We start from the raw sequence: 24,004 nt of genomic DNA, 5'->3' as shown, positions 1-24,004 counted from the left end.
AGATTATTCACTATTATGTGATCAAGGATTAGTTTTTCGACTCATGGAGTTGAACATTCGCCACAAATTCTTCAGAATCATAAAAGAAAGCGCTTTCTTTATGGCAAATTAAAAAGGACAACGTGATGCAAAAGAAAACCTTACTCATTTCCATGCTAGCAAGCATGATAGGAATGAACGCTTATGCTGCTGAAGCCGTTCAGAAAGGAGGCACATTAACCGTGCCGATTATCAATACCGGCTTTGTGGACAATTTTAATCCTTATACCACCAAAGACTTACTTCATGGTGTTATGTTTGAACCACTACTTGTATTTAACAATATGACAGGGAAAACGGATTTTCGTTTAGCAGAAACATATCACTACTCAGAAGATCTAACGACACTCACTTTGACATTAAAGAAAGATCTTAAGTGGTCAGATGGTACAGCAATTACGGCTGATGATGTTGTATATAGCTTTATGGTGACAAAAGAAGCGCCAGCATTTGACCAAAAAGGGATTTGGTCAGGAGGAAATTTACAATCTATCTCAGCCGTTGATGATATCACTGTCGTTTTTCAACTAAGCTCTGCTGACTCTACTTTTGTATGGAACCTTGAACGTTATCATATCGTCCCTAAACATATTTGGTCGAAAGTTTCTGATATAACAACCTTTACCAACCCAAATCCTGTTGGTAGTGGTCCCATGACAACGGTGAAGTATGTGCGGCCTCAGCAGATGGAGCTATGTCGTAATCCTAATTATTATTTGGAAGGACGTCCATATTTAGACTGTATCAATTTCCGTTCATACAATGATAACTCTCAGATTCAACCAGCATTAATCCGTGGAGAGATCGATTGGGGATCGAATTTTATTGCAGATGTTGAGTCCACGTTTGTTGAACAAGATAAAGAAAATAATCATTTTTGGTATCCTGCGAACGATGCGATTCATTTATATATTAATACGAAAAAACCACCATTTGATGATTTACGAGTAAGGCAGGCATTGTCGATGTCTTTAGACCGACAAGCCATTGTTGATATTGCTGCTTATGGTTATCCGACACCTAACTATAATGTAGGAGGTATTGCGGAGTTATACCAAACACATATTGATCCTAAGATCGCACAAAATTATGGGTATATTACAGAATATAACATGAAGCAAGCTAATAAATTGCTTGATGAAGCGGGCATTATTGATAGTAATGGTGATGGCTTTAGAAATAATAAAGATGGTTCAACCGTTGAATTTGACATTGAAGTTGTTAATGGTTGGACAGATTGGATTCAAGTTGTTCAAATGGTTAGTGAGTATTTTGCTGAAGTTGGAGTAAAAGCTAAAGTTAAAACGGTTGATTGGGCTGTATATGATGCTAATTTAAAAGAAGGCAACTATACCATGTCTATTAACTGGTCCATGGTTGCGACCAATCCTATTTTAGCTTATCAAGAGTACTTCCATACTTCTCGTATCGGTAAAACATGGCATGCAGGGCATGGTGTCCATTCGTCTAAAATTGATAATCTCATTGATAGTTTTGGTAAAACAGCTGATTTAAATAAACAAGAAAATATTTTATCAGAGTTACAAACATATACTGCTGAAAATTTACCTTTTATCCCACTTTTTTCGAATCCTACTTGGTTTCAATATAGTACTAAGAAATTCGTTGGATGGCCAAATGAGAAAAATCCTTATGTTCAACCAGTATGGTATGACGGTGGTAAACGGGTGATTATTTTAAATAATTTACATTTAAAATAGTTCTATATTTATGGGGCTAAATATTTATAGCCCCAAATTTTCAAAGGTGTAATATGTCGTTTCTACTACGCAGGTTTAGTTTTTACTTTACTGCCTTTTTAATTGCAATCTCATTCAATTTTATGTTGCCAAGATTGATGCCTGGTGATCCGGTTGATGCTTTATTCGCTGCAGCTCAAGGCCGAATGGACCCAGCACAGATGGATGCGGTTAGAGAAATGTATGGCTTCGTAGATGGTAATATTTTTGAGCAGTATATCGCTTATATGAAAAGTGTTTTTACTCTGGATCTTGGCCCTTCTGTTCTCATGTTTCCCGTTAGTGTTTCAGAGGTTATTACAATGGCATTGCCTTGGACTATGTTTCTAGCTTTGGGATCATTAATTGTTGCTTTGATTATTGGTGTGAGTATTGGTACTTACGCCTCTTATCGGAGAGAAGGGGTATTTGGTCAAATTGTGCCACCCATTTTAGCATTTATTAGTAATTTCCCATATGTAGTAACCGCATTGTTATTATTCTACTTTTTTGCCTTAAAATTAGAATGGTTTCCCCTTGCTTATACTTATGATTCATCATTGCAACCTGCTTGGACATTTGAATTTATATTAAGCGTTGTAAAACATGCCGTTTTACCGGTTGGTTCCATGGTTATTGTGGGTATTGCAACATGGGTATTTAATATGCGCAATGCAATGATTAATGTATTAGGTGAAGATTACGTCACAATGGCAGAAGCGAAAGGATTAAGTAGTTATAGGGTAATGTCACGTTATGCTGGGCGAAATGCAATATTGCCAGTTGCAACTGCGATTGCAATGGCGATTGGTTTTTCATTTGCTGGTTCAATAATGACAGAAGTTGTTTTCAACTATCAAGGCTTAGGGAATATATTGTTAAAAGGTATTGTTGCTCGTGACTATCCGCTAATTCAAGCCATATTACTGATTTTAGTTACTGCTGTGCTTACAGCCAATTTCATCGCTGATTTATTATACGTTTGGCTTGACCCTCGTATTTCTAATTAAAGGGTAAAATTATTATGAATATTGAAAATTCTACCAAGTCAATAGATTGCTCTAGTGATGCACCAATATCTTTTTCTAAAAGAATAAAAAACATTGCCAATAAAGCATATGCATTTTTTTATGGTAACCCTCCTGCAATTATCGGTGGATTGTTGTTATCGATTATTTTATGTGGTGCAATTTTTGCCCCTGTACTTGCGTCTCATGATCCAGAAAGGCGTGTCGCTCGTCCTCATGTTTCGCCTAATGTTGAACACGTGCTCGGAACGACAAGAAGTGGAAGAGATGTTTATAGCCAAGTGCTTTATGGTGCTAGAAAATCACTTTCTGTTGCGATAAGTGCAGGGATTATTGCCATGAGTTTAGCGGTAATAGTTGGTGTTTCTGCTGGTTATTTTGGAGGGAAAATTGATGAACGGTTAAATTTTATCACTAATGTTTTCCTAGTATTTCCTCAGCTTCCCTTATTAATCGTTTTAGCTGCATTTTTAGGGCAGGTTGGCTCGCTTGTCATTACTGTTTTGCTCGGTTTAACCTCGTGGCCATGGGGAGCGAGGGTAATTAGATCGCAAACAATGGCTATTCGTCATAAAGAATTTATTATTTCAGCTGAAGTGATGGGAGAATCTAAAATTAGAATTATTTTAGTTGAAATACTTCCTAATTTAGTTTCAATCGTTTTTGGTGGCTTTCTTGGAACAGTGATTTATGCCATGGGGGCTGAAGCTGGTTTGGGTATTCTTGGGTTAGGTGATCCTACTGAAGTGAGCTGGGGATCGATGCTTTATTGGGCACAAACTTCCTCTTCCTTATACACCGGTGCTTGGTGGGAAATGTTGGTTCCAGCTATTGCATTAGCTTTAACGGGCGGAGCTTTAGCCTTGATCAATATGTCTATTGATCAGGTTAGTAATCCTAAATTACGTACAGGGCCTCATATTAAATTGTGGCATAAATTGAAAAAAGAAGCAGATAAACGCCGAGGTTTATTATGAATAAGTTATTAGAAATTAATAACCTATGTGTTGATTACGTATCACCAAATGGGGTAGCTCGCGCAGTTAATCATGTTAGTTTATCTATTGCCCCAGGTGAAACATTGGGGCTTGCTGGTGAGTCTGGATGTGGTAAAAGCACCTTAGCCTTTGCTATTTCTCGACTGCACAAGGTACCCGCTTTGATCTCAGAAGGTGAGATCCTTTATAAGGGTAGCGATGTTCTTAAGATGAACGATAGACAGCTACGAGATTTTCGTTGGAATGAGGTGTCGGTTGTATTTCAAAGTGCGATGAATTCATTAAACCCGGTCATTACCATTGGTGAGCAGTTAACGGATGTGATACTTGCGCACAAAAAAGTCTCTTACAAACAAGCGTATGAACGAGCGGTTGAACTATTAAATATCGTCGGAATCCATGCCGATCGCATGAAAAGTTTTCCACATCAGTTAAGTGGGGGGATGCGTCAGCGAGTCGTCATTGCTATTGCTTTGGTATTGAAACCTAAACTAATTATTATGGACGAGCCAACAACTGCACTTGATGTTGTTGTCGAACGAGAAATTTTAAATGAATTGTATGAATTAAAACAAAAATTCGGTTTTTCTATTTTATTCATCAGCCATGACTTAAGTCTTATGGGAGAAATTGCAGACCGTATCGGGGTGATGTATGCAGGTAATTTGATTGAACTTGGCCAAGCGAGTGAGGTTTTTGGTAATCCTCAACATCCTTATACTAAAGGCTTAATCTCCTCTTTTCCTACAATTCATGGCCCCAAAGAGAGGCTTTATGGAATACCTGGTAACCCTGTTAATTTATTGAACCTACCAAATGGGTGTAATTTTCAAGAACGTTGCACAGTCTGTGTAGAAAAATGTCAGCAGCAAGCACCTCAGTTAATATCCGTTGAAAATGGTAATTTAGTATCTTGTCACCTTATTCGATAAGAGGAATATATGGAAAGTATTAAAAAAAATGAAGTGATTTTGTCCATTAATCATCTTGTCAAAGATTTTCCATTGGGACAGTCTGTCAAAGATAATGTGATGAGAGCGGTCAATGATGTTTCTTTTGAATTAAGAAAAGGCGAGGCTCTGGCTATTGTTGGAGAATCGGGTTCAGGCAAGAGCACAGGAGCTCGTATATTAACTCGAATTTATCAAGAAACAGCGGGTGAAATTATTTTTAAAGGACAACCACTAGCGGAGTATATTAAGGAAAACGGTGAGTTGGAATATGCACGACAAGTACAGATGATTTTTCAAGACCCATTTGGTTCACTTAATCCAGTGCATAGTATTTACCATCATATTGCACGCCCTTTATTAATTCATAAGCGTGCTGATAAAGCTCATATTCCTAAATTAGTGTTCGAGTTACTGGAAATGGTGGGGTTATCTCCGGCAAAAGAAACCGCCGAAAAATATCCGCATGAGCTTAGTGGAGGCCAACGTCAACGTGTGGCGATTGCCCGTGCTATCGCGGTAGATCCCGAAGTTATCTTGGCAGATGAGCCTATTTCCATGCTTGATGTATCAGTACGTCTAGGCATATTAAATTTAATGTCAGATCTAAAAGATAAGCATGGCATTTCATTTATGTATATAACCCATGATATTGCTACAGCGCGTTATTTTGCGGAAAAAACAGCGGTCATGTATGTTGGGCATATGGTGGAATGGGGCGATAGTGATAGCGTAACCCAAAATCCTGAACATCCTTATTCACAATTACTGCTATCTGCAGTTCCAGAAGTTGGTCGAGCTGGCAAAAGAGAACTGTTAGCTAAAAAAGGAGATATCCCATTATGGAAACCGAGCAGTGTTGGCTGTCCTTTTGCTCCACGATGCTTAAAAGCTACTGAGCAGTGTCGTCTGAGCTTTCCTGAAGCTCGAAAAGTCGGGACAAATCACTTTGCACGTTGCCACCATATTAATCGTTAGTCGTTTAAAAAAGCGTAAAAGAAAGCGCTTTCATTATATTGAGATAACATGATGAATGTAAAAAAAAATATGAATAGTTCTGTTGAAGGCCATTTTGTCGATTTACATGGTGAACGTTATTATAAAATTAGCCATGTTGATAAAATAGATCCGTTTTTTATCAGTATTGTTTCTTCAAGCAACCATTGGTTTTTTATTTCTTCGACTGGTAGTTTATCTGCTGGACGTATTCGTCCTGAAAATGCACTTTTTCCATATAAGTCCGTTGACCATATTCATGAGAGTGCGGAAAATACAGGCTCAAAAACAATTATTCGAGTTAAAAATCAACAAGAGTGGTTACTTTGGGAACCATTTAATCGTTTTCATGATGGTTTATATCAAGTTGAGCGTCACCTTTATAAAAATAACCTTGGTGATAAAATTGTTTTTGAAGAGCTTAACCATACATTAAAATTAAAATTTCAATATTCTTGGACAACGTGTGAAAAATATGGATTTATTCGACGTGCTGAAATTACCGATTTATCTGGTAAGCCTCGTACACTAGATATATTGGACGGCTTACAAAATATACTTCCATCTGGAGCACCACTTGCGGCTTTACAAACTCGTAGTGCATTAGTCGATGCTTATAAGTGGAATGAACAAGTAGTCGATACTTCTTTAGCACTTTATACCATGTATGCAAAATTAAGTGATCGTGCTGAGCCTGCAGAGTCATTACTTGCGACTACGGTATTTTCTCTGGATGATGAGCTTGAACAAATTTTATTAAGCAGTGAGAAAATAAGTGTATTTCGTTGTGGTGAAAGGCTTGTAAATCAACCTATCTCGCGAGGTGTTCGAGGAAGTTATTTAATTAATAAAACAGTGAAGTTGTTGGAAAACCAAAGTAAAAATTGGTTAATTGTTGCGGATATTGATAAAAATCATTGCGATGTTCGAGAATTGGAACAAGAGCTAGCAACACCCGCGAAACTAGCACAAAAAATCGAAACCAACATTATGGAAAATCAGCAAGAGTTGATTTTTTTAATGTCTGGGGGAGATGCTTGGCAAGTAACTGAACAGGAAGCAACGTATGTTCATCATTACGCTAATGTATTGTTTAATAGTATGCGTGGTGGTGTGATTGAAAATAATTATCAGCTTGATAAAAAAGACGTTTTTAAAACCATGATGCAGACAAATCGGTCTGTGGTTACACGTCAGCGCCTCTTTTTTGATGAATTACCGGATGGTTTTACCCATGCTGAGTTGGTCAAATTAGCAAAGCAAACTGGTGATACTCAATTAGTACGCTTAAGCTACGAGTACCTTCCTCTAACGTTTGGCCGTCGCCATGGTGACCCAAGTCGACCTTGGAATCATTATGAGATTAAACTTAAAGATGATAATGGTGAACGGTTACTTTCTTACCAAGGTAATTGGCGAGATATTTTTCAAAACTGGGAAGCGTTAGCATTGAGTTATCCTGGATTTATTTCCTCTTTCATGGCTAAATTTGTTAACGCCTCGACGATGGATGGCTATAATCCTTATCGCATTACTAAAGATGGAATCGATTGGGAGTTACTGGAAGCGGATGACCCATGGAGTAATATTGGTTATTGGGGCGACCACCAAATTATTTATCTACTGAAATTTCTTGAGCTTTCTAAAAAATATCAACCAGAAGAACTCAAAGAATTATTAACCTCAGATTTATTTAGCTATGCAAATGTACCTTATGAACTGTGTAGTGTTGATGGTTTGTTTGCCAATCCAAAAGATACAGTGACCTTTAACTATGAATTACAAAAGCGTATTGAAGAAAAAATTGCTCAGATAGGCAGTGATGGACGTTTAGTGCTTACTGGATCAGGGCAGGTCTATATGGTCAATCTTTGTGAAAAAATTCTTGTTCCTTTACTTTCTAAACTTAGCAATTTAGTGTTAGATGGAGGTATTTGGCTTAATACTCAGCGTCCAGAATGGAACGATGCTAATAACGCAATAGTGGGTAATGGTCTTTCGATGGTGACGTTGTACTATATGCGTCGTTATGTTGTTTTTATGCAAGGGATGGTGAATGTTCTACCTTCTTCTATCTCAATCTCAAAAGAGGTGTTTGATTGGATGCTCTCAATCACCCGAATTTTACAGGACGCGAACAAAGAAATTCGTCAGGGCACAGTAAACCGTCAAACACGTAAAGCGATTCTAACCTTATTGGAAAAATCCGCAGATGAGTTTAGACAACGTGTCTACCGTATGAATAGCTTCTCAGGCAAAACGAAAGCGGAAAAAAGTACAATTGAAAAATTACTAGAAGTGAGTCTTGTTGTACTCGATTCCAGTATTAAAAGTAATCTACGTGAAGATGGTTTATATAATGCATATAACATTCTGACTTATTCTGGTGAAAGTCTTAGCATAGAAAATCTTTACCCAATGTTAGAAGGTCAAGTGGCAGTATTGAGTGCCGGAGTTTTAACGCCAAAGCAAGCTGTAGAATTATTGAATAACCTATTTAATAGCGATATGTATCGTGAAGATCAGCAAAGTTTTATGCTTTATCCAGATCGCGAATTAATCAATTTTGTCGAACGTAATCGCATCGAGTCAGATCAAATTAAAGCGAGTCCTGTTATAGTTGCGATGTTGGCAAATAATGATCATCGTATCGTATTGCGTGACTTACAAGGTGATGGGCATTTTCATGCAAAATTTGAGAATGTGAATTCTCTTCGCAAAGCTATAAATCAAGTACAAGCTGATTATCCAGAGCTTCCAAAAGAACAGTGGGATGAATTAGAAACACTTTATGAACAAGTGTTTAATCACCGAACCTTTACGGGTCGCTCGGGAACGATGTTTGGATACGAAGGGTTAGGATGTATCTATTGGCATATGGTATCTAAATTGTTATTAGCTGTTCAGGAGAACTATCAGTATTCATTTAATCAAGATCCAGATAGCATAGAAACCAAGTTATTAGCTCAATATTATTATCGTGTTCGTCATGGTATCGGATTTAATAAAACACCACAAAATTATGGTGCATTTCCGACGGATCCTTATTCTCATACACCTAAGCATGCAGGTGCACAACAGCCTGGTATGACAGGACAAGTCAAAGAAGAAATATTAACGCGATTTGGTGAGCTAGGGTTACAGGTTAAGTCGCAAGGATTAAAAATTATTCCATCGCTATTAAAACGTGATGAATTTTTGTCAGAATCAGCAACATTTAATTTTTTAAATGTTAATAAAGTTCATGTCAGTTATGTATTAAAAGCGAACCAATTGGCCTTTACTTATTGTCAAGTTCCCTTTATTTATGAAGTTTCTAGTACAGAACATGCAAAAATTTTTGTGCATATGATGGATGGGAAAATAGAGAATTATCAAGGTACACAGCTGCCAAAATCGAGGAGTCAAAGTCTCTTTGAGCGTCGTGGTGAAATAGAAAAAATCATTGTCTATCTACCTGAAAAATTGTTATATAAAGACGTTGAATAACGAAACTAAATAGGCCTCACCATGTGGGGCCTACTTTTGAATAATATTAAACATAACACCATGATACACAGATAATGGGCTGAGATTAAATTTATCTCATTTTTACCGAATCTCGAACTACTAATTCTGGAGTTAGTTTGTGTTTAAGAGGGTACGCTTGTTGTTTAACTAAAGCTAAAACACCTTTTGCCGCTTCAATACCCATTTCTTGTACTGGAAAGTTAATGGTTGTTAAACGAGGTCTTATATGTTGACTGTGTGTATCGTTATCAAACCCCACAACAGAAATATCTTGACCAATGATTAATCCTCGTTCAGCAGCAACATCATATACAGCCAGTGCAATGTTATCATTTTGGCAAAAAATGGCACTAATGGTAGGATCTCGGTCTAATAAACGCCGAGCAACATCGTGATTGCCTTGGTGGTCAAATCGACCTTCAACAAATAAAGCGGCATTATAATCAATACCATATTCTGCTAGGGCATTTCGATAACCTTGTAATCTATCTCTACTATCTCCTTTACTTAGTTGACCTGAGATACAGGCAACTTTAGTATGACCATTTTCAAGTAAATGCTTTGTTGCTAAATAACCACCTAATTCATTATCAATATAGATACAATGATCAGCTATTTCCGGTATATAACGATTGAGTATAATCGTTGTATTTTGTTGTTTAACCACATCAATTAATTCATCATCAGAGAGCTTATCTGAATGTATAATCAAGCCATCAACTTGCTTTGAACGTAAAAAATAAATCGAATCGAGTTCTTTACTATAAGACTCTTGCCCACTAGTAACGATCAAATGAATGTTATTTTTTCTAACTGTATCTTCTGCATGGTGCATAAGTGGGCCATAAAATGGGCCATCGAGTGATCCCACCAACATCCCAATACTATTGGATCGACTGGATGCGAGAGCCTGTGCAAAGGCGTTAGGTTTGTAACCCAGTTTTTCAATCGCCTCGAAAACTTTTTTACGATTGGCCTCTTTTACCGTTGGGTGGCCGTTAAGGGCACGTGATACGGTAGATTGAGAAACCTTCGCTAGCTCAGAAACTTCTTTAATGGTGATCAATGGAACTCCCCTTATATAGTACCTTTTGAGTTCAGGGCGACAGTGTAACCCTGTGATCTCTAAGTGCATAGTGCTTATGCGGTCGAGATAGAAAATATTGGAACTGAACAAGGTTCAGCACTGGTTCACTAAGCCAATTATAAGTAAACGTAGCAGAACTGATTATAATGTGATCCACACATAAAGAAAGCGCTTGCTTTTTGGTGATGCTCACGTTTTTCATCCTTATTTATTTCTAGAATGGTTTTATCGACGGAAGACATTGCAAAATATGGGATTTTCAATTTTATTGCTGTCGTTTAGCGAAAGCGATTTCTTTTTGTTTTTATTCCAATCTATAACGTAAGGACACTAAGAATGAATCTGATGAAAAACATCATCAAGTCCGTGTTACTGCTCTTCTTCCAAGCGTTTGATGAGCCATGGAAAGGCGCAGCCTATCGTTTGAGCTCAAAGGCATCCCCGACTTTAGCGACGTGACTTCGCTGATCTACTTCAGTGGCACTGCCGACATTGATGGCGGTGTGGTGGAAGTGCGCAATGTGGTCTTCAACAAATAATCGTTTATCCGCGGAGAAGGGCTATGCGAGTGGCATAGCCTGTTTGCCGTTAAGCGGATTCAACACCGACAATGCAGTCACGGGGCATCCCGTGCGGAGGAATCATGACATCGAACAATCGTAATCCAATTAACCCGCTTGCTTTGGCCGTTTCTCTTGGCCTTTTGGTGGGTTGTAGCCAAACAGGCCCAAATGACAGCGCTTCCGGAACCGACTTCGTTCAAACCAAAAAGCCAGTGATGCTGCAGGATCAACCCACACCACCGAGCGACCAGTGGCAACTGGTGTGGGCCGATGAGTTTGACGGCAGTGAAATCAACAGCCGTAACTGGAGTTTAGAAGAGAACTGTTGGGGCGGCGGTAACAACGAGCAGCAGTGTTATACCAAGCGCAGTCGCAATGCTTTTGTTCAAGATGGCTACTTGCACATTGTGGCGCACAAAGAGAGTTTCACTGGCCCGGATGATGCTGAGGGTAAAACGGGGGCGAATAAAACCCTGCCATTTACTTCGGCACGTCTGCGCTCCAAAGACAAGCGTGACCACAAATATGGCCGCTTTGAAATCCGCGCCAAACTGCCATCTGGGCAGGGAGTGTGGCCAGCAATTTGGATGCTGCCGACCGATAACAAATATGGCACTTGGGCGGCGTCTGGTGAAATCGACATTATGGAAGCGGTTAACTTAAGAGCACAATCCGATGCGCCAGGAGCACAAGCGGGCGATGGTGAAAACCGCATTTACGGCAGCCTGCACTATGGTAAAGCATGGCCAGATAACGTCTACAGTGGTCAAGGTGCTTCGCTGCCCAACAACATCAATCCAGCGGATGACTTCCACACCTATGCGATTGAGTGGGAAGAAGGGGAAGTTCGTTGGTATGTCGACAACATTCACTACGCGACACAAACGCAAGATGAGTGGTACAGTCAATACAAAGTCGATGGTGCTCTGGTCAACGCCAAAGGGGCAGCACCGTTTGATGAACGTTTCCATTTGCTGCTCAATCTTGCCGTGGGCGGCTCTTGGTCGGCCAATGCTAATGAGAAAGGCGTGGACAAATCGGACTTCCCGAAAACTATGCTAATAGATTACGTGAAAGTGTATCGCTGCTCGGCAGATCGCTGGAAAGGTAAAGGCTGTGCGACCATCGGTGAGCAAGCGGTGAAGGTCAAAGGGCAGCAAGCCCCAGCGATTTTGGCGCAAGATGATCGCTACGCTGAGGGGCCAAACTTAGATATTTTCTCCGATAGCCTCAACAGTAACTTGGCGTACGGCAGTTACGATCCAATGGACATCGTGTCGCACCAAGAAGTGGCCGATGGCGAACACGGTCAAGTGTTGAAGATCACCAAGCAAAACGGTGCGGGCAATCTCTATTTCCGTTCACCTACCACCGACGTGAGCCATTGGTTGGAGAGCGGTGAGTTGATTTTTGATATCAAGGTGGAGTCGATGACCGACGGCAGTGAGCTGATGGTTAAAATAGACAGTGGCTGGCCAAAAACCAGTGATATGACGGTGGAATTGCCAGCAATCGGTCAATGGGGCGAAGTGCGCATCAAACTGGTGGATTTACTCACTCAGTCAAACCGGTTTGTGGCTGGCAATCAAGCAGATCCAACCATGATCAATAACTTATTGGTGTTTGAACCTACGGCTGCGATGACTTTCAGTTTAGATAACATTCGTTTCGAAAAAAAATGATCTAAATCTGTCGTGTTCAGCTCGTGATGTTTACATCACGAGTTGTTTTTTGCGAATTCAATTAGCGATGCTGTTAACTTCTCTATTATTAATATACCCTTCCTACTTGAAGCTGCAGGGGTGTTGGCTACGTTCGTTCACCCCAATCACATAGCTTGCCTATGCTCATGGAGATTCACTCACTTGCCGCCTACCTGCAACTCCAAGTTGTTTGGGTATCGATAAAATATAAAAGTGTGATAAATATTTAAGAAAGCGCTTTCTTAAATGAGAGTGATCACAGTTTTGTATCTGAAGATCATTTTATACTTTCTTTGCGCTGAACATGGTCCTTAAGGCTTTATTTTATTAGTCTTATTGATTAAGTAGATGTGGATTATCCATCTGTGTCTTTTACTAATGTTCAGAGTTCCTATAAATACCAAAGAAAGCGCTTTCTTTATGGCGTTAATGATAGAACATGGAGTTAATATGAAACTTTCTAAGCTAACCCTCGCTTGTTTGGTTGCAACTGCAGGACTGAGCACTATACCTACTGCCTATGCTGAAAAATCAGATGGTTTTGAATTTCACGGTTATTTCCGTGCCGGTGCGCTTTTCAGTAAAAATGATGATTATAAACGAACCAAATTTCCAGCCTCTAAAGAACGATTAGGTCGTTTAGGGATTGAATCTGATAATCATTTTGAACTGGCGTTACAGAAAAATTTTGAAAATGATGATGGGCAAAAAATTCGCATTAAAACTCGTGCTGGAGCTGATAATGCTCAATCTCAAGGTGAAAACCAATTAGGGCTAAATGCAGATGCTGCTAATAGTAGTATTGGTATGGTCGAAACTTTTGTTGAATTTGATGGTGTTACGGAGACGGGTACTCTTTGGGGGGGGACTCGTTTTTATGGCAAAGACAACTATATTTTTATGACTGACTTTTTCTATACCGATATGTCTGGTACTGGTGTGGGAATTGAAGGGATTGAGCTAGGTGGTTATAAGTGGGACTTTGCCTATGTGGCTAGTGATGATGCAGAAGGTGAATTTTGGGCAACTAATGCAAATAATCCGATGCATGCGGTACATGTTGGAGTGGATCTAGGTGGGGTGGAATTACATGCAATGGGGAAATACCTACCAGATAACTTTGTTGATGGTACAGAGTACGCGAGCAATGGCATGGAAATGACTGCTATTGTTCACTCAGATAAGGTATTTGGCCTTTCTGAAAAAGGATTTACTAAATATATTGTGCAAGCTGGTAAGGGGCTTGGCTCTGGCCAACTACTTGGTGGCACATTAACCACGTATAACGCATGGAAACCAGGAAATGGTGCTTTAGAAGGCCCATCAAAAATGAAAAAAGTAGAAAGTGGAGATGTTTCTGCACGAGCATTAGTTTGGGGAGGATACTTCTTTGAAAATGGAATCAGTATCTTCCACTCGATTCAAGGTCAATATAATGATTTAGATAACGGAGGAAAAGATAGTTGGGCATCAGCTATGGTTCGTCCTTCTTTCCCTATTTCGCAAAACTTCTTTGTTGCCACAGAAGCTGGTTTTCAATATAACAAATGGGAAGATCAATATGGGGTTGGTGATAATGCTACTAACTATAAGCTGACGGTTGCTCCGACGGTGATCGTCCCTACTGGTTTTGGCCCTGCTCCAGAAATTCGCTTCTTAGCGACTTATTTAGATGGTTCTAAACGGGATAATTCCGATCTTATTGTGGGTATTCAAGCAGACATGTGGTGGTAAGCCACCTGTATGGTAATGGGAGAGATTACCTCGTAGGGAGTGGCACTTTAGGGAACCGCTACTCCCGATTTCGCAACTGGCAAGTCGGGCTACAGGGGGAGCTTGTTTTTGTTGCATGAATGCATACCACTGCCATTCATTATGCCGCTGACAGCAGCGGCTTTTTTATTTTTGTTGTGCCATGTATTGACGTGGGCTTTGGCCAAATTTCTGTTTAAAGCATTTGGAAAAATAGTTGCTGTCACTGAAGCCACACTGTTCCGCCACGTGCTGAATCGAAACACCCCTGTCATTACTTAAGAGAGTACGCCCATAGTTGAGCTGCATTTCACGCAAGTACAGATTGGGTGAGGTGTTGAGAAATTGCTTAAATAATCGCTCTAATTGACGCTGACTGACAAACGCCGCTTGAGCAATATCCCCACTGTGAAGGCCACTATCGGTAAAGTGCTGCTCAATAAAAATCAGCGCGCGGCTTAGCGCCAGTGTGGTTTTTGGCAGATCGTGCGTTTGTTGCTGATACATGCGCGCCAGAGTAATCACCAATTGTTGCATCAAGCTGGTGAGCATGGTTTCAAAGCCGCTTTCTCCGTTCTGATACTCACGGCGAATCGATTCGATTAATTGCGAAATGATTGACAATTGCAGCGCATTTAAAGTCAGTTTGGCCTGATAGTCGCGCGTTTGGCGGGCAATCGGTTCGACTTTAAACATCGCCTGATAGCCTGAGAGCATTCTCAGTGACGGTGTTTCGAAAAACGGGGTGCCTGCTTCAAACATCAAATTGATGATGATTAACTGATCCACATTCTGGAAGGCGTGCTCAGTATCGCCATTAATCACAAACACATCGCCAGCGCTGAGTGGATAAACATGTGAAGCAACAAGGTGATTGCCTTTGCCACTGACCACCAAAAACAGCTCAGAGAAATCGTGTTTATGCAGGCCGAAATCGCTGTGATGGTGGCCATCAACGTAAGCAAATTTGAAGTGGGGATAGCGAAGATGATGATGCAACTGATAAGTGATACTCATGTCGCTATTTTCCTTTTATTAGTCGGTATATTGGTATAATTGCGTGCTTGGAAAGCTTACACTCAAACTCAACCAATGAGAATGCCAAAGGCAAAAATAAGGCAAAAAGAGGGCGATAGAGCGATGAGAAATCCAGCGATAGAAAAAGCGCAGCAAGCACTGGTGTCGGTGAGCCGACAAGCGGCAGCAGAAGGCATCGTCTTGCTGAAAAATGAAGACCAAGCCCTTCCTATTCAGCCATCAGAGGTGGTTTCTCTGTTTGGCCGCTGTCAAATGGATACCTATCGCAGTGGTACAGGGTCTGGCGGGGCGGTCAATGTACCGTATGCCGTTAACGCGCTGCAAGGGTTACAAGTCAACGCTTCGTTCACGCTGAATCAGGAACTGATCGCTACCTATCAAGCTTGGTTGGCACAGCATCCATTTGACGATGGCGGCGGCGGTTGGGCGGCGGAGCCGTGGTTTCAACATGAAATGCCATTGACTGATGAGGTGGTGGCGCAGGCCGCAGCGCAGTCAGACAAAGCGATCGTGTTTATTGGTCGCACTGCCGGTGAAGATAAAGATTACGCCGATGAAGCAGGCAGCTACCGCTTAACCGAACTGGAAACCGGCATGCTAACCAAAGTGTGTCGCCATTTTTCCTGTGTGATCGTGGTGATGAACGTCACCAACATTATCGATATGTCGTGGTTAACTGGCCTTGAAAACCATCAAGCGATCAAAGCGGTGCTCTACAGCTGGGCGGCGGGGATGGAAGGGGGCCACGCGCTGGCCGATGTGCTTTCTGGCGCTGTCTCACCTAGTGGTCGTTTGACCGACACCATCGCCTATCGTTTGCAAGATTACCCTTCATCTGCCCATTTTGGCCGCAAAGATTTTAATCTCTACGCGGAAGATATTTACGTCGGCTATCGCTACTTTGAAACCTTTGCCCCAGAGGCGGTGCAGTTTGAGTTTGGTGCTGGGTTATCTTATACCCAATTTGAACGCCGTTTGCTGCAGTGCTCTAGTGACGTGGCCGATGCTGGCGGCGATCTCGCCAACGCCAACGTGCTGACGTTTGATATTGAGATTCGTAATGTCGGCCAACAATTTAGCAGCAAAGAAGTGGTGCAGCTCTATGTTGAAGCGCCACAAGGAAAACTCGGCAAACCCGCACGTGTGCTGTGTGGTTTTGATAAAAGTGGTGAAATTGCACCGAATGGCCGTGAAAGAGTGCAAATTAGCGTGCCGTTATGGGCTTTGTCTTCCTATGACGACAGCGGTGTGACAGGGCACAAAAACAGTTATGTGTTGGAAGCGGGTGAATACCGTTTCTACCTTGGGGGGAGCGTACGCCAAGCCGAGCTGCTTGATGCCGTTTGGCAACTCGACCAACTGCGGGTACTAGAAACCCTTGCAGAAGCCTGCGCCCCAACGCGTGAGTTTGAACGCCTAGTGCCTGCCGAGCGCCAAGCCAATGGCATCTATAAAGCCAGTTATCAGCCTGTGCCACAGCGCTCGGTGGATCTGGCGCTGCGAATTGAAGCCAACTTGCCGCCAACCTATGCTTTTACGAGCGAACAAGGGATTAAGTTGGCCGATGTTGCCCAAGGCCAAGCCGATTTAGACGCTTTCATTGCCCAACTGACGCCGGCGCAATTGGCGACTCTTGTCCGTGGAGAAGGCATGTGCAGCCCGAAAGTGACACCGGGTACGGCGGCGGCGTTTGGCGGGGTGTGTGACTCGCTGTTTGAGCTGGGCATTCCGGTGGCCGCTGCGGCCGATGGTCCGTCTGGGATTCGTATGGACAGTGGCCATCAAGCGACCCAAGTGCCGATTGGAACGCTGCTTGCCTGCACGTGGAACTCGGCGCTCAATCAGCAGTTGTATTATCTGGTTGGCCAAGAATTGCAAGCGTACCAAATCGATACGTTACTTGGCCCCGGCATCAATATTCATCGTCATCCACTCAATGGCCGTAATTTCGAATATTTCTCCGAAGATCCGTTATTAACCGGTTGGATCGCAGCGGCGCAAACCACAGGTTTAAAACAAGCGGGCGTTTCTGGCACCATCAAACACTTTGCGGCCAACGATCAAGAAACCGCACGCGTGGATGTGGACAGTGTGATGTCGCAGCGCGCGCTGCGTGAAATCCACATCAAGCCGTTTGAAATGGCGGTGAAGTATGGTCAGGCGTCCACCATCATGACTTCCTACAATCCGGTCAATGGCCATTGGGCAGCGTCCAATTATGATCTCAACACCACCATTTTGCGTGGTGAATGGGGCTACACCGGCATTGTGATGACCGACTGGTGGGCAAAAATGAATCACCCGGTTGACGGGGGCGACGAGAGTAAGTGTTTCACTGGCTATATGCTAAGAGCGCAAAATGATCTCTACATGGTGGTGGAAAACGACGCCGCCGAGCGCAACCCGATGGACGACGACACATTACAGGCGTTAGCGCAAGGTGAGTTGACGTTAGGCGAGTTGCAACGCAGCGCGATGAACATCTGCCGCTTTATTTTGCAAGCGCCTGTGATGCAAAGACCGCTGCAGGCGTATCAAGCGGTGAAGTCTTTTGCGCCGCTAGCGGGCAGATTGCCCGATGCCGTGCCGCTGTTGCCGGTAACGCAGCGCATGGTGGTGAACAGCGAAAATAATTGCGAACTCTGGGTTGAAGTTGCGCAAGCAGGGCGTTATCGCTGTTTTGCCGAAATGGCCTATGATCGCGAACCATTGGCGCAATCATCTTGCAGTCTGAGCATCAATGGCGAATTTGCCATGTCGCTGCCTACCAATGGCACCGAGGGAAAAAACGTTGAAATTGAGGGCATCGCTATCCATTTGCAAGCGGGGATTTATCGAATCGATACCCAATTTGTGAAAAAAGGCGCAGTGTTGCAAACCTTACGCTTTGAGCGACAAGAGCAATAAGCACAGCCAGTTTGCACCCAATTTAACCATGAATGTTATGTATCTTTTTGGGCATCATGTGCACAATAAGATACATATTATTTTTCATTCAGACTGCTCTGCAACCTTTTTATTGAGCAGTTTTCCGTTTTTTCGACAATCGTTATTCATATTTAAGGTCAACAAGATGGCTAAAACCCAAAATATCAACCAGCGTATGTCTATCGTGACGCTCGCGTGGCCGATATTAGTGGAAATTTTGCTACGGACAGCACTCGGCACCAGTGATGTATTCATGCTCTCTGGTTATTCGGACAAAGCGGTTTCTGCGGTGGGGGTGATCACCCAACTGACGTTTTTCCTCATCATCATCTCTACTGTTGTCAGTAGCGGCACCGGGATTCTTATTGCACAATACAACGGTGCAGGGCGCGATCAAGATTCCTCCCACGTTGGGGTGGCGAGCATCGCGCTTTCCAGCATGATTGGGGTGATCCTCAGTGTGTTGGCGGTACTCGGTGCGATGCATCTGCTTCCTTACTACGGACTTGAAGCACAAGTCGAACAGTATGCGCAAGAATACCTGCTTATCAGCGGGGCGCTGACCTTTAACGTCACTATTGGTATTGTGTTTACCACCATTTTGCGCAGCCACGGTTATTCGCGCTCACCCATGACGGTTAACCTTATCAGTGGCGTGCTGAACGTTATGGGGAACTACATTGCACTCTATCAGCCGTTTGGTTTGCCCGTATATGGTGTACAAGGGGTAGCGATTGCGACGGTGGTGAGCCAAGTGATCGGCACGACGATTTTAGGCGTGCTGCTGTGGCGTAGCGCCATCGACTTGCCGATGCGTTCCCTTGCACAAGTGCCCAACGCGGTCTATAAGCGAATCCTCAAAATCGGCGGCATGAACGCAGGGGAAGTGCTTTCGTACAATATGGCGCAGATTACCATCGTCTATTTTGTGGTGCAAATGGGTACTTCGTCTCTTGCGGCGTTTACCTACGCGCAAAACATCGCGCGTTTCTCTTTTGCGTTTGCCTTAGCCATTGGCCAAGCAACGCAAATTCAAACTGGTTACTACATCGGTAAAGGTTGGGTAGACAGTATCCTCAAACGGGTACAACTCTACTTTCTCGTGGGGTTTACCACCTCCGTTACCGCTGCCAGTCTGATTTATTTTTTCCGCGATTCCATCTTAACGTTATTTACGCAGAATCCAGAAGTTTTGCGACTTACGGGGGCTTTAGTGATGGGATCTATCCTGCTTGAAGCTGGGCGAGTGTTTAACTTGATTTTTATCTCTGCATTGAAAGGAGCTGGGGACATCCAATTCCCGGTGCAAATAGGCATTTTGAGTATGTGGGGCTTAGGCGTGGTGTTTTCGTATCTACTCGGTATTCACTGGGGTTATGGCGTATTCGGTGCTTGGATGGCGATAGCGTTGGATGAATGGGTTCGCGGAATTATCATGGGTATACGTTGGCGCTCAGCGGTTTGGGCTAAATATCAATTACTTTAACCTGTCAACAGACTCTAGAAAGTGTTGAGTGGCATCAAATAAGATTTGTTCATCACTTTCTTAAAATAAATCTTAGATGTCGCTCTCACCTGAGCCACATCAAGGGTTTTGTGACCGAGATCGCTATAATGCCTGACCCAATGAAATGAAAAAGAGTCAGTCGTTTGTTTTTCCCAAAAGAACAGTTTGAGTTATTAGCCCCTGGCGGGGATTTGGATTCAATTAAAGCCGCAATAGTAGCCGGAGCTGATGCTATTTATTGTGGTTTGGAAAGGTTTAACGCCCGCAACCGAGCGACCAATATCACATTAGATATCTTGGATAGCGTTTTAACGCTGGCACATCAACACCAGTGTAAAATTTTTATCACCATAAATATTGTGCTGTTGGAAAATGAAATTCCTTCTGTTATCCGCTTACTTCAACAGTTAGCTGGGTCAGATGTGGATGGGGTGATCGTACAGGATCTGGGGTTAGCATACATAATTAAGCATTATTTCCCTGAGTTGGATATGCATGCCTCAACTCAAATGAATACGCATAACGAAGGTCAAATGTTACTTTTGAGTCAACTGGGTAGCAGCCGTGTAAACCTCTCACGTGAGCTGAACATCGATGAAATTACCCATCTGGCTCAATTGGGCCGTCAGCATAATGTAATGACGGAAGTCTTTGTACATGGCTCGTACTGCATTGGTTTTTCTGGTTTGTGCTATTTCAGCTCTGAACGCAGTGGCGCTTCTGGCAACCGAGGTCGATGCAGCCAACCCTGCCGAGATCAATATCAAACGACATCCGTTGGAAAAAACTATCCGCTTAACTTAAAAGATAACTCGGCATACACCGATATTGCCGCTTTAGCCAAAGCTGGAGTGTATTCTTTAAAAGTCGAAGGGCGGATCAAAAAGCCACATTATGTTTATACAGTAGTGGATAACTGGCGTAAGCAGATTGACCAATTTTGTGAAACAGGGACGATTCGGCAAGATATGACAGAGCTATACCATGTCTTTAACCGTGATTTCACCAATGGCTATTTACAAGGTGATATACATCGTGACATGTATATAGATAACCCAAGAAACCATGCCGCCACGCACTTCTCCACCATTTATCAATGTCGTAACCTTGATGAAGTTAAACAGGTTAAGCAGCGCCTGTATGACAAGACCACTGAAATTATCGATAAGGTTGAAACGCTTACTCGAACGATGCCGATTGAACCTAAAGCTCGCCGTAGTTTAAAAGGTAACAGCAGAAGAGGTGATATTTCGATACCAAAACAGGCGAATAGTGATATCACCACGCCACCTCAATTATCGGTGTTGATTTCTGATTCTAGCGATTTGGAGCTTATGAACTCATGCAGCGATGTCTCTTTTTTCTATCAGCTTCCAGATGCACTGAACTATCAACTTGAAGCGATGATCGCGTTGTTTAACCATCACCCCACATTGATTCCATTTTTTCCTGCGGTGCTGATTGGTGAGCATTATCAAGCCGCCATCGAATTACTCCGAAGGATCAACCCCGATTTGCTGGTAACCGATAATCTGGGCGTTGCTCATATTGCGCAAACTTTAGGAATCAACTGGGTTGCGGGGCCACAACTTAACATCACCAACTCCTTCGCTCTGCAATGTATACAGCAGGAATTAAAAGGCGTTGGAGCTTTCATTTCCGATGAAATTAATGCTCTACAAATGAGAAAGATTGTTCGGCCACAAGGCGTTAGGCTCTTTTATACCCTCTATCATCCGATACATTTAATGACCAGTCGCCAATGCTTTTTTATGTCAACGGTTGGGTGTAAGAAACCGCGCATGAACAAAGGTTGCATGATGCGTTGTGAAAAAACCGCTTCGATTATCTCGTTAAAAGAGAGGCCTTATGTCATTCATAAACAGAAGGGGAGCCATAACCGTTTGTACAGTGATGTCAATTGCCTTAATCTCGCAGTTTTAGAGGATTTACCATCGTTGTACACCGATTTCATGATCGACTTGCGTCACATTCCTACCCAAACTCAAATTCAGATGGACAAGAAATCACTTATCGAACAATTTAAACGCGCCTTACAAGGTGATCTTACCGCTAAAGAAATGCTATTGACGCAAATTCAAGGCACCACAAACAAGCAGTACCAAAAAGGCTTATAACGGCACATTGGTTACTGAAAAGGAAAGTCCATCGACAAACTCAGGTGATATTTGTCACAAAAACTGTTAGTATCGCCCCCACTTTTTGAAAGGTTGGTTTTTGCCAACCTTTTGCTTTTACCATCCAACAACTTGGAATTCTCTGTGTTAACGACTGCAAACATCACCATGCAATTTGGCGATAAGCCATTATTTGAAAATATCTCGATTAAATTTGGTAATGGTAACCGTTATGGCCTGATTGGTGCTAACGGTTGTGGTAAATCCACCTTTATGAAAATCCTCAGCGGTGAGCTGGAGCCTTCTGCGGGGTCTGTCTCGACTGACCCGAATGAACGTATGGCTAAATTAGGGCAGGATCAATTTGCGTTCGAGGAATTTACCGTGGTGGATACCGTCATCATGGGCCATAAAGAGTTGTGGAAAGTAAAAGAAGAGCGCGATCGCATATACGCCCTACCGGAGATGACCGATGAAGATGGTATGCGAGTGGGCGATCTTGAAACCGAATTTGCGGAGATGGACGGCTATTCTGCTGAAGCTCGTGCAGGAGAACTTCTGCTAGGTTTGGGGATACCCGAAGCGCAACATTTTGGTTTGATGAGTGAAATTGCTCCGGGTTTGAAGCTTCGAGTCCTACTGGCGCAAGTGCTGTTTGCTGAGCCTGAAATTATGCTGCTTGATGAACCGACCAACAACTTGGACATGCATACCATTGCTTGGTTAGAACAAACCTTGCTGGCGCGTAACTGTACCATGATCATCATCTCGCACGACCGTCATTTCTTGAACACCGTCTGTACTCATATGGCGGATCTTGATTATGGTGAATTACGCTTGTTCCACGGTAACTATGATGAATATATGATTGCCGCAGAACAAGCGCGTGAGCGTTTACATGCTGATAACGCGAAGAAAAAAGCACAAATGGCTGAATTACAAACATTTGTAAGCCGATTTTCTGCCAATGCCTCAAAAGCAAAACAGGCAACATCTCGTCAGAAACAGCTGGATAAAATTCAGCTTGAAGAAGTAAAACCTTCGAGCCGTCAATCTCCATTTATCCGTTTTGATCAGAAGAAAGAGTTATTCCGTAACGCATTAGAAGTTGAAGGTCTTAAACAAGGGTATGGCGACAACATCTTGTTTAATAACGTAAACTTAATGGTAGAAGTGGGTGAGCGGATTGCTATCATTGGTGAAAACGGGATCGGTAAGTCAACCATGCTCAATACCCTTGCTGGGGTAATGGAGCCAATGGCTGGCATGATCAAGTGGTCTGAAAATCATAACATCGGTTTTTATGCACAGGATCATGCGCATGATTTTAGCCAAGAGATGACCTTGCTTGACTGGATGAGCCAATGGAAAAACGAAGGGGAAGATGAACAAACCGTACGCGGCATTTTGGGGCGTATGCTCTTTTCACAAAATGACATTAAAAAATCGGTAAAAGTCATTTCCGGTGGTGAACAGGGCCGCATGCTGTTTGGTAAGCTCATTATGCAAAAACCCAATATTTTACTGATGGACGAGCCAACCAACCACATGGATATGGAATCAATCGAAGCGTTGAACTTAGCGTTAGAGAACTATAAAGGCACTTTGCTGTTCGTATCTCACGATCGCCAATTTGTTTCTTCCATCGCCACACGCATTATTGAGATCACCAAACAAGGCGTCAACGATTTCCACGGCACCTATGATGAATATCTGGCTAAACAAGGTTTAACGGGCTAATTTTTCGTTCAACCATATAATGTTTATAAGCCATCGCGTTATGTGATGGCTTTTTTATCATAATCGGGTAGCGTTGAAACTCTAAAACAAAAATTGGTTACTTAATAACAAAAAAGCTAAATGAGTTGGAGGGTTTTATATCGAGGAAACTCTTTCTTATGCCCCCGATTGAGTGAGAAATGATTATTTTTGAGAAATAAAAGTGATTTTGTTCATATATTGATCAAAATTCACATTCTATATTGAATGATCATTGATGGAAAACGATTGCTTTACCATTTGATTGGC

Annotated in this window: 14 protein-coding genes; 12 read left to right on the top strand and 2 right to left on the bottom strand. The window is 42.4% G+C overall.

Annotation, left to right across the window (positions count from 1 at the left end; all coding sequences use genetic code 11):
- Positions 1–125 precede the first annotated feature (125 nt).
- The 6 genes from CAG57_RS08635 to CAG57_RS08610 are packed head-to-tail and all read left to right on the top strand — an operon-like array spanning position 126 to position 9,239.
- A complete protein-coding gene (locus tag CAG57_RS08635) occupies positions 126–1,760 on the top strand; it encodes an ABC transporter substrate-binding protein (protein WP_099611276.1) in 1,635 nt (544 codons plus the stop codon).
- A 53-nt stretch (positions 1,761–1,813) separates the two neighbouring features.
- Positions 1,814–2,788 carry an ABC transporter permease gene (locus CAG57_RS08630; RefSeq protein WP_099611275.1) on the top strand — a complete coding sequence of 325 codons (975 nt, stop codon included), beginning with the start codon at positions 1,814–1,816 and terminating at the stop codon, positions 2,786–2,788.
- A 14-nt stretch (positions 2,789–2,802) separates the two neighbouring features.
- Positions 2,803–3,783, top strand: coding sequence for an ABC transporter permease (locus CAG57_RS08625; RefSeq protein WP_161439519.1), 981 nt, complete (start codon positions 2,803–2,805; stop codon positions 3,781–3,783).
- Positions 3,780–4,736: an ABC transporter ATP-binding protein gene (locus tag CAG57_RS08620; protein WP_161433884.1), complete on the top strand. Its 957-nt coding sequence runs from the start codon at positions 3,780–3,782 to the stop codon at positions 4,734–4,736. Before CAG57_RS08625 ends, CAG57_RS08620 begins: the two co-directional genes overlap by 4 nt.
- Positions 4,737–4,745: 9 nt before the next feature.
- Positions 4,746–5,732, top strand: coding sequence for an ABC transporter ATP-binding protein (locus CAG57_RS08615; RefSeq protein WP_161433882.1), 987 nt, complete (start codon positions 4,746–4,748; stop codon positions 5,730–5,732).
- 51 nt (positions 5,733–5,783) lie between these two features.
- Complete coding sequence (locus CAG57_RS08610) at positions 5,784–9,239, top strand: hypothetical protein (RefSeq protein ID WP_161433888.1); 3,456 nt, start codon at positions 5,784–5,786, stop codon at positions 9,237–9,239.
- A gap of 91 nt (positions 9,240–9,330) precedes the next feature.
- Here CAG57_RS08610 and CAG57_RS08605 read toward each other — a convergent pair whose 3' ends face one another.
- The gene (locus CAG57_RS08605) at positions 9,331–10,326 is read right to left on the bottom strand and encodes a LacI family DNA-binding transcriptional regulator (RefSeq protein ID WP_161431200.1); all 996 of its coding nucleotides are present in this window, start codon (positions 10,324–10,326) and stop codon (positions 9,331–9,333) included.
- 664 nt (positions 10,327–10,990) lie between these two features.
- Here CAG57_RS08605 and CAG57_RS08600 point away from each other — a divergent pair.
- The gene (locus CAG57_RS08600) at positions 10,991–12,592 is read left to right on the top strand and encodes a glycoside hydrolase family 16 protein (RefSeq protein ID WP_161427986.1); all 1,602 of its coding nucleotides are present in this window, start codon (positions 10,991–10,993) and stop codon (positions 12,590–12,592) included.
- A 471-nt stretch (positions 12,593–13,063) separates the two neighbouring features.
- Positions 13,064–14,347, top strand: a complete 1,284-nt coding sequence (locus tag CAG57_RS08595; RefSeq protein ID WP_161426842.1) for a carbohydrate porin — start codon at positions 13,064–13,066, stop codon at positions 14,345–14,347.
- Between the two features lie 165 nt (positions 14,348–14,512).
- Here CAG57_RS08595 and CAG57_RS08590 read toward each other — a convergent pair whose 3' ends face one another.
- The gene (locus CAG57_RS08590) at positions 14,513–15,382 is read right to left on the bottom strand and encodes a helix-turn-helix domain-containing protein (protein ID WP_161426841.1); all 870 of its coding nucleotides are present in this window, start codon (positions 15,380–15,382) and stop codon (positions 14,513–14,515) included.
- A 123-nt stretch (positions 15,383–15,505) separates the two neighbouring features.
- Here CAG57_RS08590 and CAG57_RS08585 point away from each other — a divergent pair, with 123 nt between their 5' ends.
- From CAG57_RS08585 to CAG57_RS08570, 4 genes are all read left to right on the top strand, one after another.
- The gene (locus CAG57_RS08585; RefSeq protein ID WP_161426840.1) at positions 15,506–18,310 is read left to right on the top strand and encodes a glycoside hydrolase family 3 protein; all 2,805 of its coding nucleotides are present in this window, start codon (positions 15,506–15,508) and stop codon (positions 18,308–18,310) included.
- A 166-nt stretch (positions 18,311–18,476) separates the two neighbouring features.
- Positions 18,477–19,817, top strand: a complete 1,341-nt coding sequence (locus tag CAG57_RS08580; protein ID WP_161426839.1) for an MATE family efflux transporter — start codon at positions 18,477–18,479, stop codon at positions 19,815–19,817.
- 164 nt (positions 19,818–19,981) lie between these two features.
- Positions 19,982–21,976, top strand: coding sequence for a peptidase U32 family protein (locus CAG57_RS08575; RefSeq protein WP_099611266.1), 1,995 nt, complete (start codon positions 19,982–19,984; stop codon positions 21,974–21,976).
- Between the two features lie 144 nt (positions 21,977–22,120).
- Positions 22,121–23,716, top strand: a complete 1,596-nt coding sequence (locus CAG57_RS08570) for an ABC-F family ATPase (protein WP_099611265.1) — start codon at positions 22,121–22,123, stop codon at positions 23,714–23,716.
- Positions 23,717–24,004 lie beyond the last annotated feature (288 nt).

The organism is Vibrio sp. V30_P3S12P165 (assembly GCF_009904905.1).
Classification (GTDB): domain Bacteria; phylum Pseudomonadota; class Gammaproteobacteria; order Enterobacterales; family Vibrionaceae; genus Vibrio; species Vibrio fujianensis.
This window is presented reverse-complemented; position numbering and strand designations above follow the sequence as displayed.

Excerpts from the sequence above, each read along its gene's own strand:
- CAG57_RS08635 (WP_099611276.1), top strand. The coding sequence starts at position 126 with ATGCAAAAGAAAACCTTACTCATTTCCATGCTAGCAAGCATGATAGGA.
- CAG57_RS08630 (WP_099611275.1), top strand. The coding sequence starts at position 1,814 with ATGTCGTTTCTACTACGCAGGTTTAGTTTTTACTTTACTGCCTTTTTA.
- CAG57_RS08625 (WP_161439519.1), top strand. The coding sequence starts at position 2,803 with ATGAATATTGAAAATTCTACCAAGTCAATAGATTGCTCTAGTGATGCA.
- CAG57_RS08620 (WP_161433884.1), top strand. The coding sequence starts at position 3,780 with ATGAATAAGTTATTAGAAATTAATAACCTATGTGTTGATTACGTATCA.
- CAG57_RS08615 (WP_161433882.1), top strand. The coding sequence starts at position 4,746 with ATGGAAAGTATTAAAAAAAATGAAGTGATTTTGTCCATTAATCATCTT.
- CAG57_RS08610 (WP_161433888.1), top strand. The coding sequence starts at position 5,784 with ATGAATGTAAAAAAAAATATGAATAGTTCTGTTGAAGGCCATTTTGTC.
- CAG57_RS08600 (WP_161427986.1), top strand. The coding sequence starts at position 10,991 with ATGACATCGAACAATCGTAATCCAATTAACCCGCTTGCTTTGGCCGTT.
- CAG57_RS08595 (WP_161426842.1), top strand. The coding sequence starts at position 13,064 with ATGAAACTTTCTAAGCTAACCCTCGCTTGTTTGGTTGCAACTGCAGGA.
- CAG57_RS08590 (WP_161426841.1), bottom strand. The coding sequence starts at position 15,382 with ATGAGTATCACTTATCAGTTGCATCATCATCTTCGCTATCCCCACTTC.
- CAG57_RS08585 (WP_161426840.1), top strand. The coding sequence starts at position 15,506 with ATGAGAAATCCAGCGATAGAAAAAGCGCAGCAAGCACTGGTGTCGGTG.
- CAG57_RS08580 (WP_161426839.1), top strand. The coding sequence starts at position 18,477 with ATGGCTAAAACCCAAAATATCAACCAGCGTATGTCTATCGTGACGCTC.